This is a genomic window from uncultured Paraglaciecola sp. (genome assembly GCF_937123705.1).
Lineage (GTDB): Bacteria > Pseudomonadota > Gammaproteobacteria > Enterobacterales > Alteromonadaceae > Paraglaciecola.
On the sequence record NZ_CAKZKO010000056.1, the window covers coordinates 24,956 to 51,450 of the forward strand.

Annotated in this window: 17 protein-coding genes; 7 read left to right on the forward strand and 10 right to left on the reverse strand. The window is 40.2% G+C overall.

What is annotated here, in order from left to right; all coding sequences use genetic code 11:
• Nucleotides 1–314: 314 nt before the first annotated feature.
• The 7 genes from Q0688_RS09520 to Q0688_RS09550 all read right to left on the reverse strand — a co-directional run bounded on the left by Q0688_RS09520 (nucleotide 315) and on the right by Q0688_RS09550 (nucleotide 9,769).
• Nucleotides 315–746 carry a thioesterase family protein gene (locus Q0688_RS09520; protein ID WP_299075194.1) on the reverse strand — a complete coding sequence of 144 codons (432 nt, stop codon included), beginning with the start codon at nucleotides 744–746 and terminating at the stop codon, nucleotides 315–317.
• Nucleotides 747–1,916: an iron-containing alcohol dehydrogenase gene (locus Q0688_RS09525; protein ID WP_299075197.1), complete on the reverse strand. Its 1,170-nt coding sequence runs from the start codon at nucleotides 1,914–1,916 to the stop codon at nucleotides 747–749. It abuts the gene before it with no gap.
• A 60-nt stretch (nucleotides 1,917–1,976) separates the two neighbouring features.
• Nucleotides 1,977–5,534 carry an ATP-binding protein gene (locus tag Q0688_RS09530; RefSeq protein ID WP_299075200.1) on the reverse strand — a complete coding sequence of 1,186 codons (3,558 nt, stop codon included), beginning with the start codon at nucleotides 5,532–5,534 and terminating at the stop codon, nucleotides 1,977–1,979.
• Between the two features lie 67 nt (nucleotides 5,535–5,601).
• On the reverse strand, nucleotides 5,602–6,537 hold the full coding sequence (locus Q0688_RS09535) for a diguanylate cyclase (protein WP_299075203.1): 936 nt from the start codon (nucleotides 6,535–6,537) through the stop codon (nucleotides 5,602–5,604).
• Nucleotides 6,538–6,670: 133 nt separating this feature from the next.
• Nucleotides 6,671–8,302: a GldG family protein gene (locus tag Q0688_RS09540; RefSeq protein ID WP_299075206.1), complete on the reverse strand. Its 1,632-nt coding sequence runs from the start codon at nucleotides 8,300–8,302 to the stop codon at nucleotides 6,671–6,673.
• Complete coding sequence (locus Q0688_RS09545) at nucleotides 8,299–9,012, reverse strand: ABC transporter permease subunit (protein WP_299075209.1); 714 nt, start codon at nucleotides 9,010–9,012, stop codon at nucleotides 8,299–8,301. Before Q0688_RS09545 ends, Q0688_RS09540 begins: the two co-directional genes overlap by 4 nt.
• Nucleotides 9,005–9,769 carry an ABC transporter ATP-binding protein gene (locus Q0688_RS09550; protein WP_299075212.1) on the reverse strand — a complete coding sequence of 255 codons (765 nt, stop codon included), beginning with the start codon at nucleotides 9,767–9,769 and terminating at the stop codon, nucleotides 9,005–9,007. Before Q0688_RS09550 ends, Q0688_RS09545 begins: the two co-directional genes overlap by 8 nt.
• Nucleotides 9,770–9,985: 216 nt before the next feature.
• On the opposite strand from Q0688_RS09550, the gene Q0688_RS09555 reads away from it, so the two are divergent.
• Together Q0688_RS09555 and Q0688_RS09560 are read left to right on the forward strand one after the other, a co-directional pair.
• The gene (locus tag Q0688_RS09555; RefSeq protein WP_299075215.1) at nucleotides 9,986–11,146 is read left to right on the forward strand and encodes an iron-containing alcohol dehydrogenase; all 1,161 of its coding nucleotides are present in this window, start codon (nucleotides 9,986–9,988) and stop codon (nucleotides 11,144–11,146) included.
• A gap of 23 nt (nucleotides 11,147–11,169) precedes the next feature.
• Nucleotides 11,170–11,373 carry a hypothetical protein gene (locus Q0688_RS09560; RefSeq protein WP_299075218.1) on the forward strand — a complete coding sequence of 68 codons (204 nt, stop codon included), beginning with the start codon at nucleotides 11,170–11,172 and terminating at the stop codon, nucleotides 11,371–11,373.
• Between the two features lie 84 nt (nucleotides 11,374–11,457).
• On the opposite strand, the gene ffh is transcribed toward Q0688_RS09560, so the two are convergent.
• Nucleotides 11,458–12,834, reverse strand: a complete 1,377-nt coding sequence (gene ffh / locus Q0688_RS09565; protein WP_299075221.1) for a signal recognition particle protein — start codon at nucleotides 12,832–12,834, stop codon at nucleotides 11,458–11,460.
• 254 nt (nucleotides 12,835–13,088) lie between these two features.
• On the opposite strand from ffh, the gene Q0688_RS09570 reads away from it, so the two are divergent.
• Entirely contained in the window at nucleotides 13,089–13,886 is a 798-nt protein-coding gene (locus Q0688_RS09570) for an inner membrane protein YpjD (protein WP_299075224.1), read from the forward strand.
• A 57-nt stretch (nucleotides 13,887–13,943) separates the two neighbouring features.
• Entirely contained in the window at nucleotides 13,944–15,233 is a 1,290-nt protein-coding gene (locus Q0688_RS09575) for an HlyC/CorC family transporter (protein WP_299075228.1), read from the forward strand.
• Nucleotides 15,234–15,471: 238 nt separating this feature from the next.
• On the opposite strand, the gene sixA is transcribed toward Q0688_RS09575, so the two are convergent.
• Nucleotides 15,472–15,948, reverse strand: a complete 477-nt coding sequence (gene sixA, locus Q0688_RS09580; protein WP_299075230.1) for a phosphohistidine phosphatase SixA — start codon at nucleotides 15,946–15,948, stop codon at nucleotides 15,472–15,474.
• Nucleotides 15,949–16,081: 133 nt separating this feature from the next.
• Here sixA and Q0688_RS09585 point away from each other — a divergent pair, with 133 nt between their 5' ends.
• The 3 genes from Q0688_RS09585 (at nucleotide 16,082) to Q0688_RS09595 (ending at nucleotide 23,964) form a co-directional block, all read left to right on the forward strand.
• Nucleotides 16,082–18,844 carry an insulinase family protein gene (locus Q0688_RS09585; protein ID WP_299075233.1) on the forward strand — a complete coding sequence of 921 codons (2,763 nt, stop codon included), beginning with the start codon at nucleotides 16,082–16,084 and terminating at the stop codon, nucleotides 18,842–18,844.
• A 231-nt stretch (nucleotides 18,845–19,075) separates the two neighbouring features.
• Nucleotides 19,076–23,548 (forward strand): EAL domain-containing protein, encoded by a 4,473-nt coding sequence (locus tag Q0688_RS09590; RefSeq protein WP_299075236.1) that lies wholly within the window; start codon nucleotides 19,076–19,078, stop codon nucleotides 23,546–23,548.
• Between the two features lie 257 nt (nucleotides 23,549–23,805).
• Nucleotides 23,806–23,964, forward strand: coding sequence for a hypothetical protein (locus tag Q0688_RS09595; protein ID WP_299075239.1), 159 nt, complete (start codon nucleotides 23,806–23,808; stop codon nucleotides 23,962–23,964).
• A 364-nt stretch (nucleotides 23,965–24,328) separates the two neighbouring features.
• Here Q0688_RS09595 and fadJ read toward each other — a convergent pair whose 3' ends face one another.
• The gene (gene fadJ, locus Q0688_RS09600) at nucleotides 24,329–26,485 is read right to left on the reverse strand and encodes a fatty acid oxidation complex subunit alpha FadJ (protein ID WP_299075242.1); all 2,157 of its coding nucleotides are present in this window, start codon (nucleotides 26,483–26,485) and stop codon (nucleotides 24,329–24,331) included.
• Nucleotides 26,486–26,495: the final 10 nt, after the last annotated feature.

The following is a 26,495-nucleotide window of genomic DNA, read 5'->3' on the forward strand; positions in this document are numbered from 1 at the left end:
CTATTAACTGCTCAATAGAGCGGCAGAAAAACCAGCAACTTTTGAGCCATGATCAATATTATACTTTTAAATCAATTACTTATTTTTTTTGTGAAATAACGTGAACTATATATTTGTTAACAGTGTAAAAATGTCCGACACCCATATAGTTTTATTTTAGAGCAAATAGCTTTAGGGTCGATTAAGCATGCTTTTTAATAAACCGCTCTAATACCAATCGCCATAAGTAATCACCCACTCAGAATTACTTATGGCGATTGGTATAACCTTGGATTGAGTTGCTTCTTGGGGAGCTTCAATTAAAAATGGGTTCCCTATGATTTTATCATCGCGCCCAACATTGCCTCGCGCATTTTACCTTGAATGGGGGTTGGCTGTTGAGTCTCGCGGTTAACAAATACATGGGTTAAACAGCCTACGGCTGAAGCGGTGTTTTCGCCTTGCTTGAAAATGCCTACCGAATAATCGACTGAGCTTGTCCCTATGCGGTCTACTCTAAATGCGCCAATCAGTTCCTCGGGATAAGAAACTGAACGAATATAAGTGCAATTGGATTTCACTATAAAACCAATATTAGCACTGCTCATAGGCGCAAAATCAGCATGAGTAATTAAAAACTGATTGATAACGGTATCGAAGTACGAATAATAATTGACGTTATTCACATGACCAAACATGTCGTTATCCATCCACCTAGTAGTGATCGGAAAGAAAAATAGAAAATCCCTTTTGAATTGCTGTTTCATTTATACAATCCCTTGATGAGCTTGACGGTAGATTTGTTTTACATCGTCTAAAGACACAGGTTTTGGATTATTAATTAATAAACGGGTTTGTAACATGGCGTCATTAGCTAAGGTAACAATATCGCTATCAGCCACCCCCATTTGAGCTAAATTTTCCGGCAATTTAAGCTGCTTGATTAGGCGGGCTATGAAATCGATCACCGCTTGTGCAATTTGCTCATTGCTGCCATCTAGATCAATAGAGTCACTGATACTAGGTGCAAGCTGTGCATATAGTTCGCCACAGTGGCTCAGGTTAAATTGCATCACCTGAGTCAATACTAAAGCATTACTTAATCCATGGGGAATATGAAAATGTCCACCCAATGGGTAAGCCAAGGCATGAACTGCTGCTACAGGCGAATTAGCAAAGGCTTGGCCAGCTAAACAAGCACCCAGCAACATGGCTTGACGGGCGGCCAAATTAGTACCGTTAAACGTTGCCTCGATTATGTTATTAGACAATAACGTCAGCGCTTGTTTAGCTAACAGATCAGAATACGGGTTTTTCTTAATGGCGCTGGTGTAGGCTTCGATGGCATGCACCATAGCATCAATACCAGTTGCAGCAGTAACCTGAGGCGGTAATCCCACAGTTAAGCTGGCATCCAATAAGGCGATATCGGGTAAAAGTTCTGGTGAAACAATTCCAGCTTTAGTTGTATCGCCGGTAGTGACTATGGCAATAGGCGTGACTTCAGAGCCAGTACCGCCCGTCGTGGGAATTAATATCAACGGTAGGCGTTTGCCTCGGATGGCATCTACTCCATAAATATCGGCGAGTTGCTCACCTGAATTGGCTAACAGCGCCACTAACTTTGCCGTGTCTAATGAGCTACCACCTCCCAAGCCAATCACGCCATCCACATTATGCTGCTTTGCATAAGCAACCGCAGATAGCACTATATGCTCAGGTGGATCGGCGACTACGCGATCGAAACAAGAATACTCCATACCCTGTTGCTTAAAAGCGCGGTCCAGAGGTTGTAATAAACCTACCTGCACAATACCTTGATCAGTGACGACTAAGGGCCTTGTTATCTTAAGGTCTGCACTTATGTCGGCAATGCGATTAATTACGCCTATTTCACTCACAATAGATTTAGTGGTGGAAAAAACAAAAGGGGTCATGGTTACCTACTTATATACCAATGATTTTTGGGATAGTTACAAACAGTCACAATTACCCGCCTAAGTCTGTTCTGACTTGGCTTCATATGTAAACTCTTTGTTGAGAATGGCAATAAAGGATGCATAGCGCGAAATCACAATTTGATATTGCTGCTCGAGCTTTTCTATTTCTGGAATTTTTGCAAGCTGCTCCATAGATGAAAATAACTGATGCAAATAAACCGCCCCTAAATCACCTGCCGAGCCTTTTAACGAATGGGCAAGCTTACCAATTTCTTGGTAGTTTTTATTCTTAATGCTTTGACCTAAAGCCTCAATCTTACTGGGTGACGACTCGATAAACATCTGGCATATCTTGGCCAACAATGTTTCATTGTTCATCAATCGTGTTAATGCTGAGTGTTTATCCCATTCCACAGTGTCGGATTGTTGTGCATCAGATTCAGGACCTTGCCCCTGCTTATCGGATTTAATCTCAACCTCTTGTTTGAGTGCATCTGGTGCTTGATAAACAGTGAGAGTCCACTGGATCACTTTGGAAACCAGCAAATCTGCATCTATAGGTTTAGTGGTGTAATCACTCATACCGGCTTCAAAACACTTTTCCTTTTCACCCAACATAGCATTTGCGGTCATAGCAATAATAGGAATGGTTTTGTACTGTTTATTCACTGTACCTTGACGAATTTTACGACTGGCATCATAGCCATTTAGAATAGGCATTTGACAGTCCATTAAAATACAATGGATTGGCGTATTTTGTTCGATAGACCCTTGTAATATATCTAAGGCTTGCTGTCCGTCCATTGCCTGCACTAACTCAATAGGTAAACAAGATAACATTCCTTTAGCGACTTCAACATTAATCAGATTGTCATCGACTATTAACACTCGAGCCCCGGCGACTGTTGCAAAATCATCGGCCGTTCCTTTGAAGGCGACTTCCGTTTCCTGTTGCTTCTGCCCGTTATTTTTATCGGTGAAAGAGTCTACTGAGCTAGAGGTGATAACCTTATCCATTACATCTGATTGCAAAATAGGTTTACTAAGTGATTCGGCAACTAGATGTTTCAATGGTAATACAGTGTCACCACTATTTTTGAGTATCAACACTTTAGGCGTGTCATTCAAACCATGGGTTAGCTGGCTCCACTTTTTGTCTAAAAATGTGATATTAGAATATTGTTGGTCAATGATAATAAGATGAGGAACGACCTCGGGAGGCTGTATAGTCTCAGACGTTAACCATTCGTCATAAAGTTTAGGCTCTAAAATGGTGGCCGCAGATGACTGCAGCATACGTTGAATATGTTGATAAGACTCAGGGTTCGGAACTAAAATCAGGCACGATTTACCCTGCAAGATCGGCTCTACAAACAGTTGTTTGCAGTCCACTTGAGGTACCGCAATAGAAAAACTAAAGGTGCTGCCTTGGTCTTTTTCAGAAACAAAGTCTATTTTGCCATTAAGTAACGTGACCAGCTGCCTGCAAATAGCTAACCCCAAACCAGTGCCGCCATATTTAGAGGCCACAGCCGTATATTCTTGGGTAAAAGCGGTAAAGAGTTTATCTTGATTTTGCTCGGCAATCCCCACACCAGAGTCGCTCACTGAACACTGTATGATTACTTGTCCATCTTGATTAAGTTGGCTTGAAGCAGACACTTTAATAAAGCCCGACTCGGTAAACTTAATTGCGTTACTGACTAAGTTACTAAGAATTTGTGAGAAACGATGAGCATCACTCACGATAGAGTGGCAATGTAAGTCCACCATATCCACAATAAACTCTAAGCCGTTTTCTTGAGCTTTAATGGCCATATTACAGCTTAGCTTTTCGATAAGTATAATGGGATTAAATGGCTTAAAATCGATATCCAATTTACCCGCTTCAATTTTTGATAAGTCTAAAACATCATTGATTAGAGCTGACAAGTTACTCACACTCACTTCCGTCATCTCTAAGTAGCGTTTTTGATTGTCTGATAAACTTTCATTTTTAACGAGTTTTAATGTGCCAATAATACCGTTTAACGGGGTTCGCATTTCGTGGCTGATACTCGAAATAAACGCACTTTTAAGATGACTGGATTTTTGTAGCTCTTTGGTTCTGCTGGCCACTTTTTCTTCTAGCTCTGCGTTAACTTGCTTAATTTTAACATCTGCGAGATGTTCTATAGTGACGTCACGAACAATAATCGCAACACCATTTACATCAGTCGCATGGCCTTTAATCGCGGAAAAAGAACAATAGTAATATCTGGGTTGGGCATTTTTTGTAATAGATATTTCGGCATTTTGTTGATTATTTCCTTGAGCCAATTGCTCGATAATATCTGGCAGTGCAATATCTTGAAATATCCCAAGTTCAGCCACAGTTTTGCCTTTTGCAGTATTTTCATCATAACCAAAAAAGGATTCTGCTGCTGCGTTCCAACTGGTGACTACCGCGCCGTTATTGATACTCAAGATAGCATCTTGAGACCCCCCGACTATAGCTGCAGATTGTGCTTTGGCTACAGATAACTGTTGGTTTTTTCGCATGCTTCGGTAAAACACTAACAAGGTAAATAACAACATAACGGTGACAGCCGCAAAAAATGCATAGGCTGTAGTTCTGCGATCCATCTTCAGATTAGATACATAGCTTTGGGGGGTGAGAATTCTAGCCAAAGCGTACCTCTGGTTAACCCCGCCGGCCACAACTATTTTGTGCTGAAAAGAAAAGTAGCTGTCTTTGTTATCTTCGATAGCATTTACCTTATAAAAGCCTTTTGAAATTTGCTTTAAGACTTGAAAATTACTATCCCAAGTCTCTGACGGGGCTAGATCTTTACTGAATTGATGCTGTTGGTTGGGCGTAATTAAGAAATACCCATTAGGATCAGTGACCACTAGTTCGCTAGGAGGGATTACCAAGCTTTTTAAGGAATCGAGCAATTGCTCTGCCTGAATATTGACAACCAAAAGAGCAAACCTTTGGCCTAACTCATCAAAAATGGGCAAAGAAAATCGCAACATCGGCCGGTAAGGATATTCTATTTTTCCAAATTCTCTATTGAGAGAAATACTCGACATATAGATTTCACCATCAGCCAGATCTGCGCTGGCAATAAAATAGTCACGATCACTTTTACTTTGAAGGTTTTTGTCTTCAATAACTTTTATCTGACCGCCTATTCTATCAACTCTGACTAATTCCATGCCACGCTTAGTAGTATCAATAATACGTAATTGCTGATATTCGTTATTGTTTTGTAGAAATGCCACAAAGATAGTTTCTAAGCGTGCTTTCCATTCATGATATGGCGTTTGATCCTGTGGATCGATGCCGCCATTGTTTAGTGCTCTAGGTAAACCAGATACAGGTGGCGTGCCATGCAAAAACCGTAAGTCATTGCGATATTCAGATAAGCTAGTCTGCACCTGAGTCTCAAGCTGCATACCTGTATCTTCAAGGGACGCTTTTATCTCACTCATCACCGATTCTGTTAGGCGAGACTCAAATACCAAGATCGACATCGATAAGACGATAAAGGTCAATATCAGCGTCAAGATCAACAAATTCTGCTGAATTTTAATTTTAAGATGAAGAGAAATGGAATCTAATCGAGACATCAAACTGGACCCTATGAAATGAGAGTTAAGCAACACATATTATATCAAGGCTAAAACCGCATTTTACCTAATTATTCGATGTATATATTGAAAAACGATTGCGCCCCATTTGTTTAGCAGTAAATAGAGCCTCATCTGCTTTGGCTAATGTTTGAACTAAAGCGGCGTTTTCACTGCTACATACAGTGTGAACCCCAATACTGATTGTCACTACTTTATATTCCGACAACTTGTGTGCAATACCTAAATTTTGTACCGATTTAAGCATAATGTTTGCAATGTGCTCAACGCCCTTCTCATTGGTATCTGGTAGTAAACACAAAAACTCTTCACCACCATAACGAATAGCCATATCTGTTGGCCGCTGCAAGCAACTTTTAACTACATTGGCCACACTTTTTAAACATTCATCTCCGACTAAATGTCCATAGGTGTCGTTATACCCTTTGAACCAGTCTACATCAATCATCATAATGCTTAGAGGTTGATTGGTGCGATTGACTTGAGAGGTAAACTTTACCATCACCTCTTCAAGCAAGTGGCGATTGTACAATCCTGTTAAACCATCAACGAAGGACATTCTACGGAGTAAGTCTGTTTGTAATTTAAGGGTTAGGTGAGCCTTAATTCGATTACGTAGGGTTACGCCATTGACTGGTTTAGATACAAAGTCAACACATCCCGCTTCCCAACAACGGTTTTGGTCGTCTTGATCGTGCATAGAGGTAATAAAAATAATGGGGATATGCTGAGTAAAATTATTACTCTTTAGCACTTTGCAGGTTTCTAAACCAGAGATACCATCCATCATTACATCCAGTAAAATCAAGTCTGGTGGCTCAGATTCACATACACTTAAGGCTTTTTCGCCTGAATCTACCATCTTAGTTTGGTATAACCCCCGCAATAAGTCCTCAATAACCAAAGCATTAATAGGATCATCTTCAACAATTAATATTACTGATTCGGTTAATGATTGCTTTTGCTCAGTAACGTCTTGCATTACTGTACTCCTTATAATCCAAACTACTTATATCAATATACACTGTATCAAATCTATAGCGTAAAACTAATAGAAACACCCAATTTCGCGCCTACTTAACTATCACTTTGACCTAAAAGCAGAGCACATTCGACTACTTATTTTTGCTCAACCACAGAACTAGGCCAACAACCACACATAAAAAAGGCATGAAAAACAAAATGACTAACACTTGGCGCAGTTGTTTGCTAGTTAGATCTAAACGCTCCACCTTTATATCTTTGGTAGGAACAAAGGTATGGTAGTCCAATTCAGCTAACCAGTTGACAAGATTGAGCCCCATTTGGGCGTTGCTGAATTGTTCAATATAGACATTGCTTAAAAAGTCAGCGTCGGTGAATACGATGAGCCTTGTGTCGCTTGGTTTTAACTTTTTATGAGCCATGCCTTTTGCTTCACTTTTTGGTTCAATAACGACATACGAAAATGGCACTGGGCCTAAGGTATCTGTGCTGGGGTCGAACTGTATATCTAACATTCGGTTGCTTTCAGCCCAGCTATTTTCTGACGAAGTAGTAGAGGCGATTATCGCATGTTTAATAGTCTCGCGGCGCTCAGGCAACACAGTTATTGAGCGCGGACGCACATAAAATGTATAATCCAACCCCTCAGTTAAGGCCTTGTGGGGCTGGTAGTTTTTAGTAGCTGGACTACCAACATCCCCTCCCACGTGGTTACTAAAATCCACTACTATGTCGGCTTGAACATCTAATCCCCACCGATTCAAAATAGTATTTAGGCTAGGATTTTGCGCTAATTGTGCCGCGCTTAACGGCTTGTCGGGTGTAGTAACCAATGTATGCTCGATTAATATCAAGGCATCACCACCTCCATGCAAATAGTCGACAACCAGCGTTTCTTCATGTGAGCTTAGTGCGCTTCTAGGGCCTGCAATAATCAGTACATCACAATCAGCCGGTATGCTTGGATTGATGCCTAACATCAAATTTTCACTGCGAATATTATTGTCTGCTAGCAGTTGTTTAAATTTAGCAAGGCCATTATTTTCTGTACTGTCAATTGAATATTCATTATGTCCCGTAAGAAAATAGACAGTGCGAGGGGGCCGGTTAACAGCGGCAATGGCGTGGGTGAGTTTTTCTTCTGATAAAGCAGCAAGGGTAAAATCAACATCTTTTCGATTATTACCCGATTGCACTATTACCTTGTTTTCGTTCCCCTTAATGGCAGCGCCAAATTTTGCGGCATAGGCGATTTGCTCAATAGGATCAACAATTTCTGTGGTAATGATGCCACCAGACACTCTTTCATATTCATTAAAAAGGTCAATCAGATACTTTGGTGGTATACCTACATGTAAGGCTGTTACCCGTACCTCATTAGTTAAGCTACCGAGGTATTCCATGGAATAGCTAGATAATGTGTGCTGCTTATCTTGAGTGATGTCCCATCTTACATTGGAGTTAGTCGCCAAATAGTGGCTAGCGCTAATAAAGATAACACTGCCTAATATGGCACTAAACACCATAGCTATTTTAATCCAAGATTTTACCGTAAAGGCACTACCTAAAATGGCTGGTGTGTTACGAGCAGAGCCTGGTTTGTTTATAACTATTAGCAGTACCAGCAAGGTAATACCGCCAATTATACAAAGTGCACTTGTCACATAATCGAGTTGTTGTTGCACATAAAAATGCGCGCCTCCAAGCATCAGGCATAGCAGCGAAACACCGCATAACACTGGCATTAGCGATGAGTGTCTCATGATTGCCATAACCTGTTGTCAATACTTAGGCGGGTTAATAATAAACACAATACTATGCCACCTAAATAATAAACCAGATCGCTAGGGGTGATGATACCGATAGCAAAATTTTCTAAATGAGTATGAGTGCTTAATTGAATCAGAAAATCTTCAGCCGAGCCGCCAACATATTGCATAAAGCTGGTTGCAAAATAGAGAATAAATAACACCACATACGACAATACTGCCGCAATAATTTGATTTGAGGTCCAAGACGAGACTAACATTCCAATGGCAATAAAAAATGCACCTTCTAACCAAATACCTAAATATCCCGATAATATGCTCAGTGAGTCAGGGTCACCAAAATATTCCAGAATAACGTAATAAACACCTGTCATGGCAATCAACAGTGAATAAAAAAGCAACATACTCAAATATTTTCCCAGCACCACAGTGCTAAGCGGTAAAGGTGCGGTGAGTAAAAACTCCATGGTTCCATTGGACTTTTCTTCAGAGAATAAGCGCATGGTCAACAAGGGTATGAAAAATATCAACATAAATTCCATAAGTTGAAACACATCTCGTAGTGACACCTCCCGATTTTGATCGATAATCAAAAAAAAGAACCCATTAAACAACGACAAAATCACTACTAAAACAATATAAGCGATGGGCGACGTAAAGTAGCTATAAAGTTCCTTTTTGGTTAAAGCCAAAATCTTATTCATGCGGCCGCCGCTCCCTTGCTTGGTCTGATAACTGAGAAGGCGCTTGATGATAACTAAAGAATACTTGTTCCAAAGTTAATGGCGAAGGCTGATTTGCGCTTAATAGCGTATCTAATGCCTTATCTAGTACTATTTTTCCCGATTTAATCAAGATAACACGCTGCGCCACCTGCTCAATCTCGGATAAATTGTGAGTACTTAACAGTAAAGTTCGCTGTTCGCGCTGCTGTTTAATTAAGGTTAACACTTGTTGAATTTGTATTGGGTCGAGCCCGCTAGTGGGCTCGTCTAGTATCAATAACTGAGGCTCGTGAATAATCGCTTGAGCTATCCCTACTCTTTGTTTATATCCTTTAGATAGAGTGGCAATTGTTTTGTGTTTCACCTTTTCCAAGTCACACTCGTGCAACACTTTGGCCAACTGGGACTGCTGTTTGTTTTTTGCCACGTCTTTGATTTCAGCTGCAAACTTTAAATAAGACTGCACAGTCATATCTGTATATAGAGGAGGATTTTCAGGCAAGTAACCCAATTTTTTACGGATATTTAATGAATGCTTTGCGATATTCTCACCGTTCATTAAGACCAATCCTGATGATGGCGCAGCAAAAGTGGTCAAAATACGCATCAAGGTAGTTTTACCTGCCCCATTTTTGCCTAAGAGCCCTACAATTTCTCCTTTATTCATTTCAAAAGAAATCTCATCTAATGCCCGAAATGAACCAAAATGTTGACTAACTTGTTCAACTTTCAACATCGAAAGTGTTGCTCCAAAATGTGTACAAATAATCATACTGCTAAATTCGTAATCAAGATACTAGCAGAATTATGGGAGGTTACTGTTATCTATTGAAAACCCATATATTACTTGCGTTAGTCACCAATATTGCAACCCCCCTAATGAAAAACAGAGATTGACTTTTATGACCATGCAAGGATTATTAGCATTAATACTTCTTAAGAATAAGCCAAAATGGTTAATAGCATTGTACTTCCCAAAATTATGCAAATAGGCGCTGGCGCATTAAAAATGTTGTCAGAAACAGTTTCAAGTTTAGGTTGTGGTTTTCCGTTCATTATCACAGATCAAACTATGGTTAATCTAGGGTATGTGGCAAAAGTCGAGCGTTTATTAAATCAACAAAATATCAAATTTGGACTGTTTGCTGACACTATGCCTGAACCAAACGACACTTCAATCATTGCCGCTGTGGAGATGCTTAAGTCTAAGCAGTATGATTGCCTTATTGCGTTAGGTGGTGGCAGTGCCATTGATAGCGCCAAAGCAATAGCTTTGTTAGCCTCTCACGGTGGAAAAATGAGCGACTATAAGGTGCCCTATCAAGTCACGGAAATCAGCATACCTGTTATCGCCATTCCCACGACTGCTGGCACAGGATCTGAAACCACTCAAGTAACGGTTATATCTGACTCGGCAACAGACGAAAAAATGTTATGTATGGGTACCGGATTGATCCCTGCAGCGGCGATTATTGATTATGAATTGACTCTTAGCTTACCTAGTAGAATTGCCGCTGATACAGGAATAGATGCCCTGACACACGCCATTGAAGCCTATGTCAGCCGTAAAGCCAATTTGTTTAGTGATCAGCAAGCCATAGCCGCAATGAAATTGATTGCGCCCAATCTAAAAAAAGCTTGCCTTGAGCCAAATAATCGCGTGGCTAAAGAAGCCATGATGTTAGGAGCCACTTTAGCTGGTATGGCATTTTCAAATGCATCTGTTGGCTTAGTCCATGGTATGAGTCGCCCCTTAGGCGTGCACTTTCATGTGCCCCATGGCATGAGTAATGCGATGTTATTACCCACTATTACAGAATATTCGATACCTGGCGCACCGCTCAAATATGCTGAATGTGCTTTTCATATGGAGTTGGTTACCGATTTAAAGGATGTAACTTTGGCCCACAAGATACTCATTAAAGAACTTCAACAGATAAACCAAATACTAAAAGTGCCCACACTCGCAGACTTTGGTGTGGCAGAATCAGAATACCTCGGTTTACTAGAAAACATGGCAAAACAGGCCTTGGCTTCTGGCTCACCAAGTAATAACCCGCAAATTCCTAGTTTGGCCGAAATCATTGATTTATATAAAAAAGTCTGGCAATAATTCCCTAAAAAAGATCATATTATGTGAGGCCACAGGAAAACGGTTATCACAGTGATCTCAATCAAGTGTCATTTTTTAAGCAACAAGATCAGGAAATTCAGTTTACTGATGAACCCCAGTTAGAAATTGGGGTTCAGTATTATGATATTGCCGACTATCACGGCAGCGACTATGAAGTCAGAACTAAAAACCAGCCCCAAAAAAACAAAAAACCTTGTAAATATTGATTTAATGCAAAGAGGCGTAAGTGGTATCAATATTTGAAGTGCGCCGCCTCTTTCTAACTAACCCAAATGGTGGATAAAAGTAGTTTAACGGGGCGGGAACATTCCCCCCATTCCACCCGGCGGCATCATGCCTTTCATATTGCGCATCATTTTCTTCATGCCGCCACCGGACATTTTTTTCATCATTTTTTGCATCTGAGTAAATTGCTTGAGCAACCGATTTACGTCCTGAATTTGCGTACCTGAGCCTGCAGCGATACGACGTTTCCGTCCACCTTTTATTACATCAGGGCGAGCACGTTCGCCTGGGGTCATGGAGTTAATAATAGATTCCATTTGCACAAAAGATTTATCGTTTGCTTTTTCTTTAATTTGAGCCGACATATTACCCATGCTCGGCATTTTGTCCATCATAGAGGTCATGCCGCCCATATTACGCATTTGTTCTAGTTGTTCTTTGAAATCCTGAAGATCAAACCCCTTACCTTTTTGAACTTTTTTAGCTAACTTTTGTGCTTTATTTTTATCAACTTTTCGCTCAACTTCCTCGATAAGACTAAGCACGTCACCCATACCTAATATGCGAGAAGCGATACGCTCTGGATGGAACGCCTCTAATGCATCGAGTTTTTCACCCATACCAATAAATTTAATTGGTTTGCCGGTAATCTGCCTGACAGACAATGCCGCCCCACCTCGCGCGTCACCATCGGCTTTGGTCAAAATTACACCGGTAAGAGGCAATGCATCATTAAATGCTTTGGCTGTATTAGCCGCATCTTGCCCCGTCATTGCATCAACCACAAACAAGGTTTCAACAGGATTAATAGATGCGTGTAAGGTTTGGATTTCTTGCATCATGTCGCCATCAACATGTAAGCGACCTGCGGTATCAACTAGTACTACGTCGAAAAACTGTTTACGGGCAAAATCGATGGCTGCATTGGCAATATCTATAGGCTTTTGCTCAATGTTCGACTCAAAAAACTCCACATCCACTTCTTTAGCAAGGGTTTCAAGTTGTTTAATGGCTGCTGGACGATATACATCCACACTGACAACTAAAACTTTTTTATTCTCGCGTTGCTTTAAAAGTGATGCCAATTTACCCACACTTGTGGTTTTACCTGCCCCTTGCAAACCCGCCATCAATACTACTGCAGGAGGTTTTGCGGCTAAATTTAGCGTTTCGTTAACCTGCCCCATTACCGACTCTAATTCGGATTGGACTATTTTAATAAATACTTGGCCTGGATTTAGGCTTTTACTGACTTCAGTGCCTACCGCACGCTCTTTTACTTGGGCAATAAAATCTTTTACAACCGGAAGCGCAACATCAGCTTCAAGCAAAGCCATACGCACTTCCCGTAAGGTATCTTTAACGTTATCTTCGGTAAGTCGTCCCTTACCGCTGATATTTTTAAGGGTTTTGCCTAAGCGTTCGCTAAGATTTTCAAACATGAACTGTATCGCCTACTATTTTCGTGGGGGTTGTTGTAATAGGGTTATTATACCCAAGCCAAATCAAAGTGCACGTGTCTCAACGGCCAAGGTCGTTAAATTAGCATTTTTAACGGTGAACCTTGTTGGAGCTATGTAATCTGCTAGTAATTAGTGTTATTTTTAAGCTTAATCATGTTGTTACTTGGTTTATGGGTCGTTAGCCCTTAAATGTCTAACCCGAGTCTTCTCCGTATCGTTTTAAGAGCCCTATTATGTTGATGGATGTTATCTGTTTTATTTTTTATATGCTGGCTTCATGCATCATTGTTGCAGGTATGTTTCAAGAAAAAGGCCCCAATAAACTTGCAGCTATAACCTGTGTTGTTATTGCCATGGGATTGCATGTTTTAATTTTAAGAAGCGGTATATTTATCGAGCCCAATCAGGGTCAAAACATGAGTATGTTAAATGTCGCTTCTTTAGTGGGCTGGCTAATTAGTGTCACTATGTTAGTGGCATCATTTAAATTACCTAACACCATTTTGTTGCCTGTGGTTTATGGGTTTACTGGTCTAATAGTGCTGCTCAGTGGATTATTACCCAGCGCTCATGTGATGCAAATTGGCGTACAACCTAGTTTATTAATCCATATTGGATTAGCCTTATTTGCCTATGCATGTTTAGCGATTGCATCTTTATATGCGGTGCAATTGTCTTATATTAGCTTTCGACTCAAGCACAAAACTCCATCACTACTGCACTCTTCGTTACCCCCATTAATGGCCGTTGAGAAAATTTTATTTAAATTGTTGCTGGTAGGCACAGTGTTACTGACCTTATCGTTAATCAGTGGCTTTATGTTTCTGGATAATATGTTTGCTAAAGAACAAGCACATAAAACGGTGTTGTCACTGTTAGCATGGGGGCTGTACTGCGTCATAATGATGGGGCATTTTAGATTTGGATGGCGCGGCAAACCGGTTATTTGGTCAACCATAGTTGGGGGGGCATTACTCACTTTAGGATATTTTGGCAGTCGCTTTGTACGAGAAGTCATACTTAACGCTTGAATAGCATTGAAATTGCACTTAAAGTGCGGGTTCATTTTTTGTAAAGGATTTCCATAGTTGGAAGACTTCGCCCTTAGTAGTTTATTCGTAATTCTCGGTGTTTTGATTTTACTCTCTGCATACTTCTCAAGCTCAGAAACAGGCATGATGTCAATCAATCGATATCGCCTTAAACATCTTGAAAATGAGGGGCACTCGGGAGCACAACGTGTTCAAAAATTACTGCAACGTCCCGATCGCCTGATTGGCTTGATCCTGATTGGTAATAATTTAGTAAACGTCTTTGCTTCCATTATTGCAGCTCAGATATGTGTGCGGATATTTGGAGATTTAGGAGTAGCAATAGCAGGCGTAGCCCTCACCATTATTTTACTCATTTTTGCAGAAGTCACACCTAAAACACTAGCGGCGCTTCACCCAGAAAAGATTTCCTTTCCTAGTTCATTTATTCTCGCTCCCTTGCTTTTTGTTTTTATGCCCGTTGTTATTGCTCTAAATTGGATTACCAATGGCATATTGGCGTTGTTTAAAATCAACCCTAAGAATATTGATGGCGACACCCTCAGTCAGGAAGAATTACGTACTGTGGTTTACGAAGCGGGCAATATGATCCCCAAAAAACACCAAGACATGTTGGTGGGCATTTTAGACTTAGAAAAGGTAACTGCTGAAGACATTATGGTGCCACGTAGTGATATTGTTGCCATAGACATTAACGATGAGTGGAAAGACATTCAGAAACAACTGGTGAATGCACAGCATACCAGAGTGTTGTTATACCGAGACAGCGTTGATGATGCAGTGGGATTTGTCCATGTACGAGATGCCCTAAGGTTATTATCAAAAGACCAATTTACTAAAGACAGTTTACTTCGAGCGGTTCGGGAAATTTATTTCACGCCGGAGTCGACGCCGCTTCATACCCTAATGTACAAATTTCAGGCTGCAAAAGAGCGCATAGGGTTAGTAGTTGACGAATATGGTGACATTCAAGGATTAGTGACCTTAGAAGACATATTGGAAGAAATCATAGGCGACTTCACCACCAGTTTCTTGCCAGATCATAGTAAAGAAGCCAATGTGCAACAAGATGGAAGCGTTTTATTAGATGGCAGTGCCAATATCCGTGAGTTAAATAAAGAATTGGATTGGCAATTTCCCACTGAAGGACCAAAAACGTTAAATGGGTTAATTTTAGAATATTTAGAAGATATTCCAGAGGCCAACATTAGTTTGCGCTTAGCTGGTTACCCCATCGAAATAATCGAAATGAACGACAATATGGTCAAAACAGTTAGGGTGATCCCAGAGTTTTACCGAGAAGAGGCAGTCAATACGCCAGAGTAGATCAGGCTTGTTTCTTTTCGCGATTGGTTTTGATTTTGTTTTTGAGAAATTCCACTTTTTCATTCAAGTTTGTTAAGCGATCATAAATCCCCTGAAGCTCATCATCGTGAGTCAGTTGCGATTCATCTACATGGTATTCCAACGTTTGTTGTAAGACCGCGGGCAAACTTTTATTGAGCATATTTAAGATATCGGTTCAAACATAGTTTTTCTAAAGGTTAATATTTTCGCTTTTTACTTAAACTGGGTGATAAATACTGTCAATTTTTCCGGCACCAATGGCTACATCGTATTCGACAATGACTAAACTAGAAGTGTCAAACAACATTGACTGTTTTGCAATGTTCACTTCTTCTAAAAAATAACTGACAAAGGGCATATGGCTAACAATCAAAATAACATTTGGTTGCGACTCATCCTCAAACAAAACCCTTATATAGTCATGGGCAACCTTTGGGTCGCCTTCGGGAATGACGTCATCACATAGGTGTTTCTGTTTAACAACAATTTGCTCATTAAGTTTTGCAAATGTTTGCTGTGCACGAACATAACTACTAACCAGTGCGATATCAATCGGCGTATCCACTCCTAAGCAATGATTCAACCACATGCCAGCAGTTCCCGCTTGTTTTTCACCTTGGCTAGTTAAGCTTCGCGTCTTATCTGGCACTCGAAACCTTTCAGCTTCCCCATGACGCATGATGATTAACTTCATAATACTCGCGAAATTTGTATTTGAAACATTAAGGTGAATACCCTTAATATAGCAAAAAATATCACTAAAAATCTGTACCTTTGATAAATTAGTTTATGCTAGAAAAGCCTGCCAACTTAGGGGAAACAGAATTTTGCTTAAAAGTGCCTACGACAACTGTCAATATAACTTTATTGAATTAGCCAACGGCCTACGGATTTTATTAGTGCAAGATCCTAACTGCGCAAAAAGTGCCTGTTCTATCACTTTTAACGTAGGCCATTTTGATGATGATAAAGACTGTCTAGGCATCAGTCACTTATTAGAGCATATGCTATTTTTGGGTAACAAACCGTTTCCAGAGCCCAATTCTTTTAATGATTTTATTGCGACTCATGGGGGCAGTATTAATGCGTTAACAGGCACCGAATACAGCAGTTATTATTACGAGGTTGCAGCTGATCATGAAACCCAATCATTAACTCATTTATACGCAATGCTCACAACGCCTTTATTTTGTGAGGCGCTAATCGAAAAAGAAATAAATGCTATTGACGCCGAGTTTTTATTAAAACAAAAAGACGATTTAAGGCGACTTTATCAAGTCCATAAAGAAACATGCAACCCCGCCCATCCTTTCAGTCAATTTTCGGTAGGCAACCACCAAACATTCAACGCTTTCAGTCCTTTGCAACTAAAGCAGAAAATAACGCGAATGTTTGAGCGTTATTATCAACCACAAAATGCCTGTTTGTGTTTTGTGAGTCAACAACCTTTGGCCTTAAGTGAACAGGCTGTGGTGCAGCAGTTTGGGCAGTGGACTTCAAACAGTGAAATACCCACTAAACAGCTTCCAACACTTTATTTAGAACGCCACCTTGGGGTACAAATCAATATATTGCCTCTACAAAAAGCTCGTAGGATGATCTTAACTTTTGCACTTCCAGAACAACAATCCCACTATAGAAGTAAACCTTTACATGTTTTAAGTCATATTCTGGGAGATGAAGGTGAAGGCGGGTTATTACATTTTTATAAAGCCAAAAACTGGGCGACAGGCCTAAGTGCCGGAGGCGGAATAGAAGGCAGTACTTTTAGAGATTTTAATATTAACCTGCAATTGACGGACCTTGGTATTCAAAGTGCTGACGATATCATAACTGCACTTTTTTCCTATATTGCCATGATTAAAGAAAACGGAATAGATCAGTGGAGGATTGAGGAAACCGCCACCCTAAATCAACTTATGTGGGATTTTCCCGACCAAGCAAAGGCGATTGACGACGCTTCACACTATAGTCAGGCAATGTTCGAATACCCCCCTGAGCATCTCATCGCTGGTGACTTTATTTTAGACAAGCCTGCTGCAGATTTAGTATTGCGAATGATAGGGTATTTTTGCCCTAAAAATATGCGTATAAAAACAGTAAACCCCAATGTTAAAACGACTCATAAAGCCAATTGGTACCATACCCCTTATAGCATAGAATTCATTGAGCCTAGCCGCATAGAGGCCTTTCTTAGTGGAAAATGGCGTGCGCACTTTGCACTTCCCAAAGCGAATCAATACTTACCCAATCGACACCCCGTTAAACCTGTTAAACCTATCGCTGCTGATTATGTTTTGCCCAAGCAAATCATCACTGAGAAAGGGCTAGAGATATGGTATGGGCAAGATGATAAATTTGATCAACCTAAAGGAGACTGTTTTTTAAGTTTTGATTGTCAGGCAGTCAATGAAGGCATTCACATTTCAACCGCAAAACGTTTGTGGATAGCCCTGTTAAATGAAAAGCTCAATCAACAATATTATCAAGCAAATTTGGCCGGCATGCATTTCCACTTTTACCCTCACCAAGGAGGGTTTTCTTTACAAACCAATGGCTTTAGCACCAATCAATTAAAATACTGTACAAATTTATTGACCCAAATAGTGGTTAACAACGACTTCTCTGATAATTTTAATCAGGTCAAAGCGAAGCAAATCCAAGGGCTATCCAACGCCTTGCTGAATAAACCCATTAACCGTCTATTCTCAAAACTATCGGTGCTTATGCAACAACAAAATCATGCCCCATCAGATATGGCTGTGATTATGCAAGACCTAACCTTAGAAGATATATTGTTAACCAAGAAAAAACTCTTAAGCCAGTTTCATTTAGAAGGGCTGATGTATGGTGATTGGACGACTTCAGAGGCCTATAACGTCAGTGCCGATATCAAACAGTTCAGAATGATGCATGGGAGCTGTGATAAATTGCAAAGAGGCGTTATTGATGTGAGGCACAGTCAAGCTGTTTTTTATCATGTTGAATGCCAGCATAACGACCCAGCTGTTGTCATATACTTTCAAGCTCCTAGCTCAGACCTTAAAACAATTGCCTTAACGATTTTGGCAGAACAATTGTTAGCCACCCCATTTTTCAATCAAATACGCACCAAACAACAACTAGGGTATCTTGTGGGAAGTGGTTACATTCCTTACAACCAGCACCCTGGAATTGGCTTTTATATTCAATCACCGCAACACTCAGCAGAATACCTAATTGACGCTATTCACGTTTTTTTAAAAAACATGGTTGAAAATATTCAACTGTATAGTGATATCTGGCCTGCCCTTAAAAATGGTGTAATGAAACAACTAGTAGAAAAAGATACCAACTTAAGTATGAAGAGCCAGAGATTATGGATGGCAATTGGTAATCATGATACGTCCTTTACCTATAGTGAACGCATGAAGCAAACCATCTTAGATATCAAATTCAGTGATCTTAGCGAATATTTATCCTCACTGGTAACGCGACAAGGTTTTGGCGAAGTTATATTGTGCAGTGGTAAACAACAAACCCAAAGCGCATTCAATGTTAACCCAATTGAAAATATTCAAAATTTTAAATCTACCAGCCAGTACCTTTAAAACGTATATGAATGCAGACAGTCCACTCAAAAAAGCAGCAATCACACACTTTTATCCCTCCCTTCATTCGTTTAAACACATTATTACTTGATGCAGACTTATAAATTAGGCATATTTAACATTTGGAGAATAAAAAACTCTGCCTGTTTCGTTCCAATAATAATAAGGTAGTTCACTACCATTAAGTGAGATGTAAAAATTAGCTCTTTATTAACATTTCGCAGACTCTTCTTGTGTCTTCTATTAGGACTGTTTATTCAGTATGCACAGGCATCTAACAATGTTTTTGTTAAGTACTCTAAGTCTGAAGGTTTAGTACAAAATACTGTCACTAATAGTCTGGAAGATCACCACGGATTTATGTGGTTTTCTACATATGAAGGTTTAAGCCGTTTTGATGGTTACGAATTCAAAAATTATAGACATTCCAATAAAGATCCTTATTCATTACCTAATAATCTAACCGTAAAATTATTACTGGACTCTTCAGGCAATCTTTGGGTAGCGACTAAAAATGGTTTAGCCAAATATAACCCCTTAAAAGATAATTTTAAAAATTATAATACCGATAATAGCGAATTAAGTAGCAATGAAATTTTTACTATCGCCCTAAACAACGATGGAAATTTATTGGTTTCTACTGCAGAAAATCTTTACCTTTATGATGAAATAGCAGACTCCTTTTTACCCTTTACCGTCAAAGGAGAAAAATTACCCGCCGATATAAAAGTTATTTTTAGTGAACAAGATAAAACCTGGTTAGGTAGTTTAGCCAATGGCATTTTCATTCTAGAACATGACTCTAATACCTTGTTTAGTTTGCAAAAAGCTAATCCTTGGGATCTCCAAATACGTGCTAACTATCTGTCTGACTTCAAAAAAATCAATGACACTTATTGGCTTGCTACCGAAAATGGTGCTTATTTGATCGATGCCAACCTTAGCTCAGTACGATTACTAAATACTCAGAGTGCTCCAGCTATTATAGGTGATGACGTACTGAGTATTTTACAAAATCATAACGGCAATATCTGGTTAGGCACTTCAACAGGTATCAGTATTTTGGATAGCAACAATAAACTTTTGTTCTCTCTCGATTCAGAGAATAACAAGAGATTAGGCTTAGAAAGTGCACATATTTTAAGTCTATTTCGAGACTCAAATAATTCCATTTGGTTAGGCACCTATTCAGGCGGACTATATAGATACAATGCAGACAGCTCTGAAATCATGCTTTTTAGAAAGTCCCCCTCTAAGGAAGTAGGCTTATCTGGAAACATAATTTGGGGATTATCCGAGGATACAAACGGAAAAATTTGGGTGGCCACTCAATCTAACGGACTCAACCGCTTTGATCTTGACAGCTTAGTATTTGACCATTTTTTGCGTACATTTGAGCATAATATCTGGGCTCTAAAAGTCGACGAATTCAATAAAATTTGGATCGCCAGCTCGGGCGGATTGTTTATCTATAAGCAATCAAGTGATACGGAGTTAACCTTAATAGATACGCTTTTTTCAGGAAAAGATATTATTAACCTGTCGCATTTTTATGATCGTATGTGGTTGCTCACACAAGATGGTATTGTAAAGTGGATAGATCCGCTGTCGTTAGAAGTTCACAGTATAGATCTAGCTGATAATAAAATTAATTACATTAAGCCCCTTTACGTAGACTCAGACAGCAATCTCTGGTTAGACACCAACTTAGGCATGGTGTTATACAATCTAGACACCGCCATGGTTAAACAACTGATGATTGAATTAGACTCATCTGTAAGACACTTTAGTTCTGTGATTGAAGTCAGTAATGGCTATTGGTTATCCTCATTAAGTCAAGGTATGGTCAAGCTCGATAAGTCATCGTTTCGTATTATTAAGCAGCTTAGTGATGAAAATGGATTGGCCAGTAACACCATACTAAAAACGCTTAGGTTTAAAGATAGCCTTTGGGTATCTCATGTAAGTGGCGGTATTGACGAAATATCCATTGAGTCAGGCAAGGTTTTGCAAAACATTGCACCTAGTCGACTGGGATATAATGAGTTAAACGAAGACTCCGGCATGTTGTCAAAATCAGCACGGCTATTATTTGGTGGCACCGATGGCATTTTAATATTCTCGCCAGAAGATTTGTCAGTTAAAGCCACCAACAACAAAAACAAAGAAAATCAAAAACGAAAAAGTAAAGCTCCTACTATTACTCAACTTCGTTTATTCAATTTACCCATATCCGTGCATTCGGACAAAAGTCCTCTAATCAAACCTATAAACTTATCAACTAGTATTGATTTACCCAATAAGTCGACAATGTTAAGTGTAAAATTTGCGCAACTTAACCCTGTCAACCCCGTTGCCGTTAAGTATCGATACCGGCTGTTAGGTTTATCTGACAAATGGATTGAAACTGATGCAGAGTCGTCGAGACGCGCTGAGTTTTCGTACCTAGATTTTGGAAGCTATGAATTTATTGTTCAGAGTAAAAACCCTACATCTAGCTGGTCGGAGCCAACAACTCTTAAAATCAATATTGCACCGCCATTTTGGTTAGCCAGAAATGCCCTTATTTTATATGCCCTACTGGGTATTTTGATTTTGATCTTCTGGATAAAACAGCTGCGTGCTAAAAATGCGATTAACCAATCAATCCAGGAAAACGAAGAGCGCTTAAAATTAACACTATGGAGTAGTGGTGATGAACTATGGGATTGGGATATTTATAAGGGACAAGTTTTTCGATCTAATACTTGGGGAACCTTAGACTTTCCTCAAGATGATATTAGAGTTAATAGCTCTTACGAAGCCAACATTCATCCTAATGATATTCAACGTGTACAACAGACCCTAAATGATCACCTAAGTGAGAAAACTGAACATTACGAAATCACCTACCGTGCCAAAACGTATAAGGGTGACTGGATATGGGTACTCGACCGCGGCAAAATAGTAGCGCGAGACATAAACCATCAACCTCAGAGAATGACGGGAACCTTAAAGAATATTAGTCATTTGAAAGAAGCCGATGAACAGCTCAAACTATTTAAGCGTTCTATTGAAACCATATCTGACGGCGTATTTATTACCGATACCTCTTTTAAGTTTATCTCTGTGAATAATTCTCACTGTAAATATACAGGTGAAACACGTGAGCAAGCGTTAGCCAGTTATTTAACCTTTCATCAATATCCAGGTGCCTTTACCGAAGAAGTCAAAAAATCGTTACAACAGAAAGGCAATTGGAATGGAGAGGTGGAATCTCGGCGGGCGGGAGGAGAAAAATTTGAGATGGAGTTAAACATTGACGCCATCACCGATGAGGATGGCAAAATAAGCCATTACGTTGGAGTGTTTTCGGATATTACATCTCGTAAGACCACAGAAAAAGAACTGCTGAAGCTATCTAACACAGATCCGTTAACAGACTTGCCTAACCGTTCATTCTTCCAAGCAAACCATGACAATATAGTGCGTAGAAATACCCAACATGCTCTGCTGTGCATGGATATGGATAATTTCAAAAAGATAAATGACTCTCTAGGCCATCAAACAGGTGATATTTTAATCAAACAAATAGCCAAACGCCTCAAGAAAATGGCGGGTACTAAGGCGACTTGTTATAGGTTAGGAGGTGATGAGTTTAGTATTCTTATTGATAACTCCACTGATATTCATCACATCACACACTTCGCACAGACAATTTTAGACAATATGGCTCGGCCTTTTATAATCAACAAACAGGAGTTTGTATTAGGCGCCAGCCTAGGGATTGCCTTTTACCCTGAAGATGGAAGCAATTCACAGGAATTACTTAAAAATGCCGACACAGCTATGTACTTTGCAAAAAATGCTGGCGGTAATAAGTACCAATTCTTTAGCGGTGAAATGAACCAAAATGCAGTGCGCCAGCTACAGATAGAAAACCTCATTAGGCATGGTTTAAAGGAAGATTTATTTTCGGTTTTTTACCAACCTAAAGTGGATATTGCCAGTGGCAAGTTAGTCAGTATGGAAGCACTAGTACGCTACGAGCATCCCGAAAAAGGTTTAGTGAGTCCTGCTCAGTTTATACCTTTAGCGGAACAAACCGGGCAAATTGTAGATATAGGTGAAGTGGTACTCAAAAAAGCCTGTGAAGACACAAAACGTTGGGTAGATGCAGGGCTTTTCACTGGCCGTGTTGCCGTTAATATTGCAGCCAGACAGTTTGAGATCCCAGATTTAGATGAGCGCATTATGAATATCTTGCAAAAATCAGGGCTGTCGGCATTACATTTAGAATGTGAGATAACCGAAGGCACCTTAATGCAGAGTCCAGAAAATGCCCTTAGAATGATGCAGCGTTTGCGAGAGCGTGGCATACATTTGGCTTTAGATGACTTTGGTACCGGCTACTCATCGCTAGCGTACTTAAAACAATTCCCTATTAATACCTTAAAAATTGATAAAGCCTTTATTGACGACATAGCGACCAGCGCCGAAGACAGGCATATGGCTAAGGCCATTATTACCATTGCCCATAATCTAGGTCTAAAAGTGGTAGCTGAAGGGGTTGAGTACGAAAATCAACTGTCAATTTTACGCCGCTACCAGTGCGAAATGTTGCAGGGCTACCTCTATAGTAAGCCACTAAGTGCGGCAAGGTTTGAACGCTTGTTGCAAGAAAATCACGCACTTCAAAAAACCATTCAAAGTTCAAACATATAATTTCATTGCTAGCTGTTTTCTAGGATCCCTACAACGCAACAACTATAGGATCATTAATTTTACCCTATAGGCAGATTGCATTGGGTTGTCTCTATTTGAAAGAGAAAGACCATTGCTGCATAGAGACGTCTTGGGCAAAATTGGCTGGGGCTCTTTAATTATGTGATTTGGCATTATTGGCACGGTTCTCGCTTTGAGTATTATGACCGACATAAAAATGCCGGCATAAACGTCAATAAAACAACGAGGAAATCAAGATGTTAAAATCTTATGCAGTAGCACTAGTACTAGCCACATCTACTCCGGTAGCCGTTAAAACTGAAGAAAGTGTACAAGCTCCGGCTAAAAGCCAAGCGGCAACGACAAAGACTTCAGAGACTAGTAAGAAAGGTGTGAAAACTGGCAAACACTGGTAATTTGCCTTTGCTTTAGGATAAAGCATCTAGTTCAGTAATTTTCTTACTGAGATTGACATTAAAAGGAGAGGGACCTCTCTTTTTTTATGCCCAAAATAAAGTACTACCTAGGCCGCGATCTCTGAGTAGTTTTATCCTTTGTCTGGATTTGAATAATGGATAAATAGCAGGGCCAAAAAGTAATCCAGCCAAAGCCCACTTTTTGGCTGTAAGACCGGTTTTAAAAGACTGTACATAATAAATAACACTAAATAACAACGAACTAATAAAAAACATCAACAACGGAAATATTCTCTCATCTAAAATTGGGAAGAATCAGAAAATGGCCTAACGTTAAAGCATAGAAGTTAGACCAAGTACTGAATTAATAAAAAGAGCGACCTTCTTCAGCCATCTTTTTCAAGCTGGCTGCTGGGGTAAACTTATCACCAAGCAAGTTTTGATAATGCTCTAACCTAGCAACAACATGAGCCACACCTAAGGTGTGCATATAACGGAAGGGTCCCCCCAAAAACGGCGGGAAACCTATACCAAAGATGGCGCCAATATCACCATCACGGGCATTACGCACTACACCTTCATCTAAACACATAGCAGCTTCGTTAAGCATTAATAACACACAACGCTCTGATATTTGTTCATGACTCATTTTACTGGCTGGTTTAATGCCCAATAAGGTATAGATAGACTGGTCGACTTCTTTACCCGGTTTTTTACCCGAGTAATCATAAAATCCACGTTTGTTTTTCTTGCCTTTACGATCATCCGCCAAAATTTTCTCGAAACCTGGGTTAGAGGCAAAACGTTCACCAAATTGCGCCTGCAAAAAAGGCCCAATCTTAGTGCCCACATCAATGCCTACTTCGTCTAATAACTTAACGGGCCCCACAGGGAAACCAAATTTCACTAAAGATTTATCAATATGATCAATAGGCTCGCCGCTTAGTAGCACTTCTGCAGCTTCATTCATGTAAGGCGCTAAAATACGGTTCACATAAAACCCAGCGCCGTCTTTCACCACTATAGGGGTTTTACCTTGCTTCTTGGCCAACTCAACCGTGGTTGAAATGGTCAAATCAGAGGTCTTGTCGTGTGCAATCACCTCAGCCAAAGGCATTTTGTCCACAGGAGAAAAATAATGCAGACCTATCACTTGCTCGGGGCGTTTAGCTTTTTCGGCAATCTGGGTAATGGGAATGGAAGAGGTATTAGAGGCGAATATAGTATGTTCACCGCAGTTTTCTTCAATGTCTGCCACCATCTTTTGTTTTAGCCCTAAATCTTCAAAGACCGCTTCAATTACGACATCTGCATCACTAAAACCTGAATAATCGACTGAGCCTGTTAGTAGCGCCAATTGTTGCTGCATCTTTGATTTTTGCATAAAACGGCGTTTAACTTTTTTATTTAAAATATCAAAGCTGTACTTAATAGCGTTGGCGATACCTTCAGAGCGAATATCTTTAATACGTGCTGGCAACCCCGCTTTAGTCGCGGTAACAAAGGCAATACCACCGCCCATCAAACCACCGCCTAATACCCCTATTTTTTTAAGGGGCGCAGGTTGCACACCTTCAACACCGGTTTCTTTTTTCATGTCTGTGGTGGCAAAAAATAGACTTCTAAGGGCGGCTGATTCAGAACTCATCACTAAGTTACCAAAATGTTTGGCTTCTACTTCTAGCCCCTTTTTAAAGCCTTTGCTTAGGCCTGTCTCGATACAGTCAATGATAAGTGCAGGTGACGGATAGTTGCCTTGGGTTTTGCTCGCCGTTTGTTTGCGCGCTTGGCTAAACATCAGGTTGCGACCTACAGGTGTTTTTTCTAAAAACTTGCCCATTAAGTCTAATTTTGGCCCGTGACGTTTAGGCTTAGGTTTCTTCGCCATCTCTATAGCCACATCGAGCAAGATAGATTGCGGCACCATTTCATCAACAATGCCGTATTTTTTGGCTTGTTTGGCTCGTACCGATGCACCGGTAAGCATCATTTTCATGGCTTGTTGCACGCTGATCAGTTTAGGTAAACGCTGAGTGCCGCCACTACCCGGTAATAAACCAAGCTGTACTTCAGGCAAACCTACTTGGGTTTTAGCATCGTCGCTACAAACCCGATAATGACAGGCCAACGCCAGCTCTAATCCACCGCCTAACGCAGGGCCATGGATAGCCGCCACAACGGTTACTGGCATATCTTCGATGCGCTGAAACATATTCTGACCACCAGCGGCAATTTCGGTGGCGCCTTGGGCACTTTCACAGGCGGCCAACATGCTAATATCGGCACCGGCCACAAACGAATTGTCTTTACCGCTTATGACTACTACACCTTTAATGCTGTTATCTGCTTTTATTTGCTCAAGCACGGCGTCGATCTGTTCAGCAAACTCCACTTTAAGGGTGTTCATGCTTTCGCCAGGTACGTCCATAGTTAAAATGGCGATGCCGTCTTCACGTTTCTCTAGAGTAAAAGCGCTTGGTGTTCGAGTTTGCATATCTGTTGTTTGATTATCGGTTGTCATCTTCTGTACC

Excerpts from the sequence above, each read along its gene's own strand:
- Q0688_RS09520 (WP_299075194.1), bottom strand. The coding sequence starts at position 746 with ATGAAACAGCAATTCAAAAGGGATTTTCTATTTTTCTTTCCGATCACT.
- Q0688_RS09525 (WP_299075197.1), bottom strand. The coding sequence starts at position 1,916 with ATGACCCCTTTTGTTTTTTCCACCACTAAATCTATTGTGAGTGAAATA.
- Q0688_RS09530 (WP_299075200.1), bottom strand. The coding sequence starts at position 5,534 with ATGTCTCGATTAGATTCCATTTCTCTTCATCTTAAAATTAAAATTCAG.
- Q0688_RS09535 (WP_299075203.1), bottom strand. The coding sequence starts at position 6,537 with ATGCAAGACGTTACTGAGCAAAAGCAATCATTAACCGAATCAGTAATA.
- Q0688_RS09540 (WP_299075206.1), bottom strand. The coding sequence starts at position 8,302 with ATGAGACACTCATCGCTAATGCCAGTGTTATGCGGTGTTTCGCTGCTA.
- Q0688_RS09545 (WP_299075209.1), bottom strand. The coding sequence starts at position 9,012 with ATGAATAAGATTTTGGCTTTAACCAAAAAGGAACTTTATAGCTACTTT.
- Q0688_RS09550 (WP_299075212.1), bottom strand. The coding sequence starts at position 9,769 with ATGTTGAAAGTTGAACAAGTTAGTCAACATTTTGGTTCATTTCGGGCA.
- Q0688_RS09555 (WP_299075215.1), top strand. The coding sequence starts at position 9,986 with ATGGTTAATAGCATTGTACTTCCCAAAATTATGCAAATAGGCGCTGGC.
- ffh (WP_299075221.1), bottom strand. The coding sequence starts at position 12,834 with ATGTTTGAAAATCTTAGCGAACGCTTAGGCAAAACCCTTAAAAATATC.
- Q0688_RS09570 (WP_299075224.1), top strand. The coding sequence starts at position 13,089 with ATGTTGATGGATGTTATCTGTTTTATTTTTTATATGCTGGCTTCATGC.
- sixA (WP_299075230.1), bottom strand. The coding sequence starts at position 15,948 with ATGAAGTTAATCATCATGCGTCATGGGGAAGCTGAAAGGTTTCGAGTG.
- Q0688_RS09595 (WP_299075239.1), top strand. The coding sequence starts at position 23,806 with ATGTTAAAATCTTATGCAGTAGCACTAGTACTAGCCACATCTACTCCG.
- fadJ (WP_299075242.1), bottom strand. The coding sequence starts at position 26,485 with ATGACAACCGATAATCAAACAACAGATATGCAAACTCGAACACCAAGC.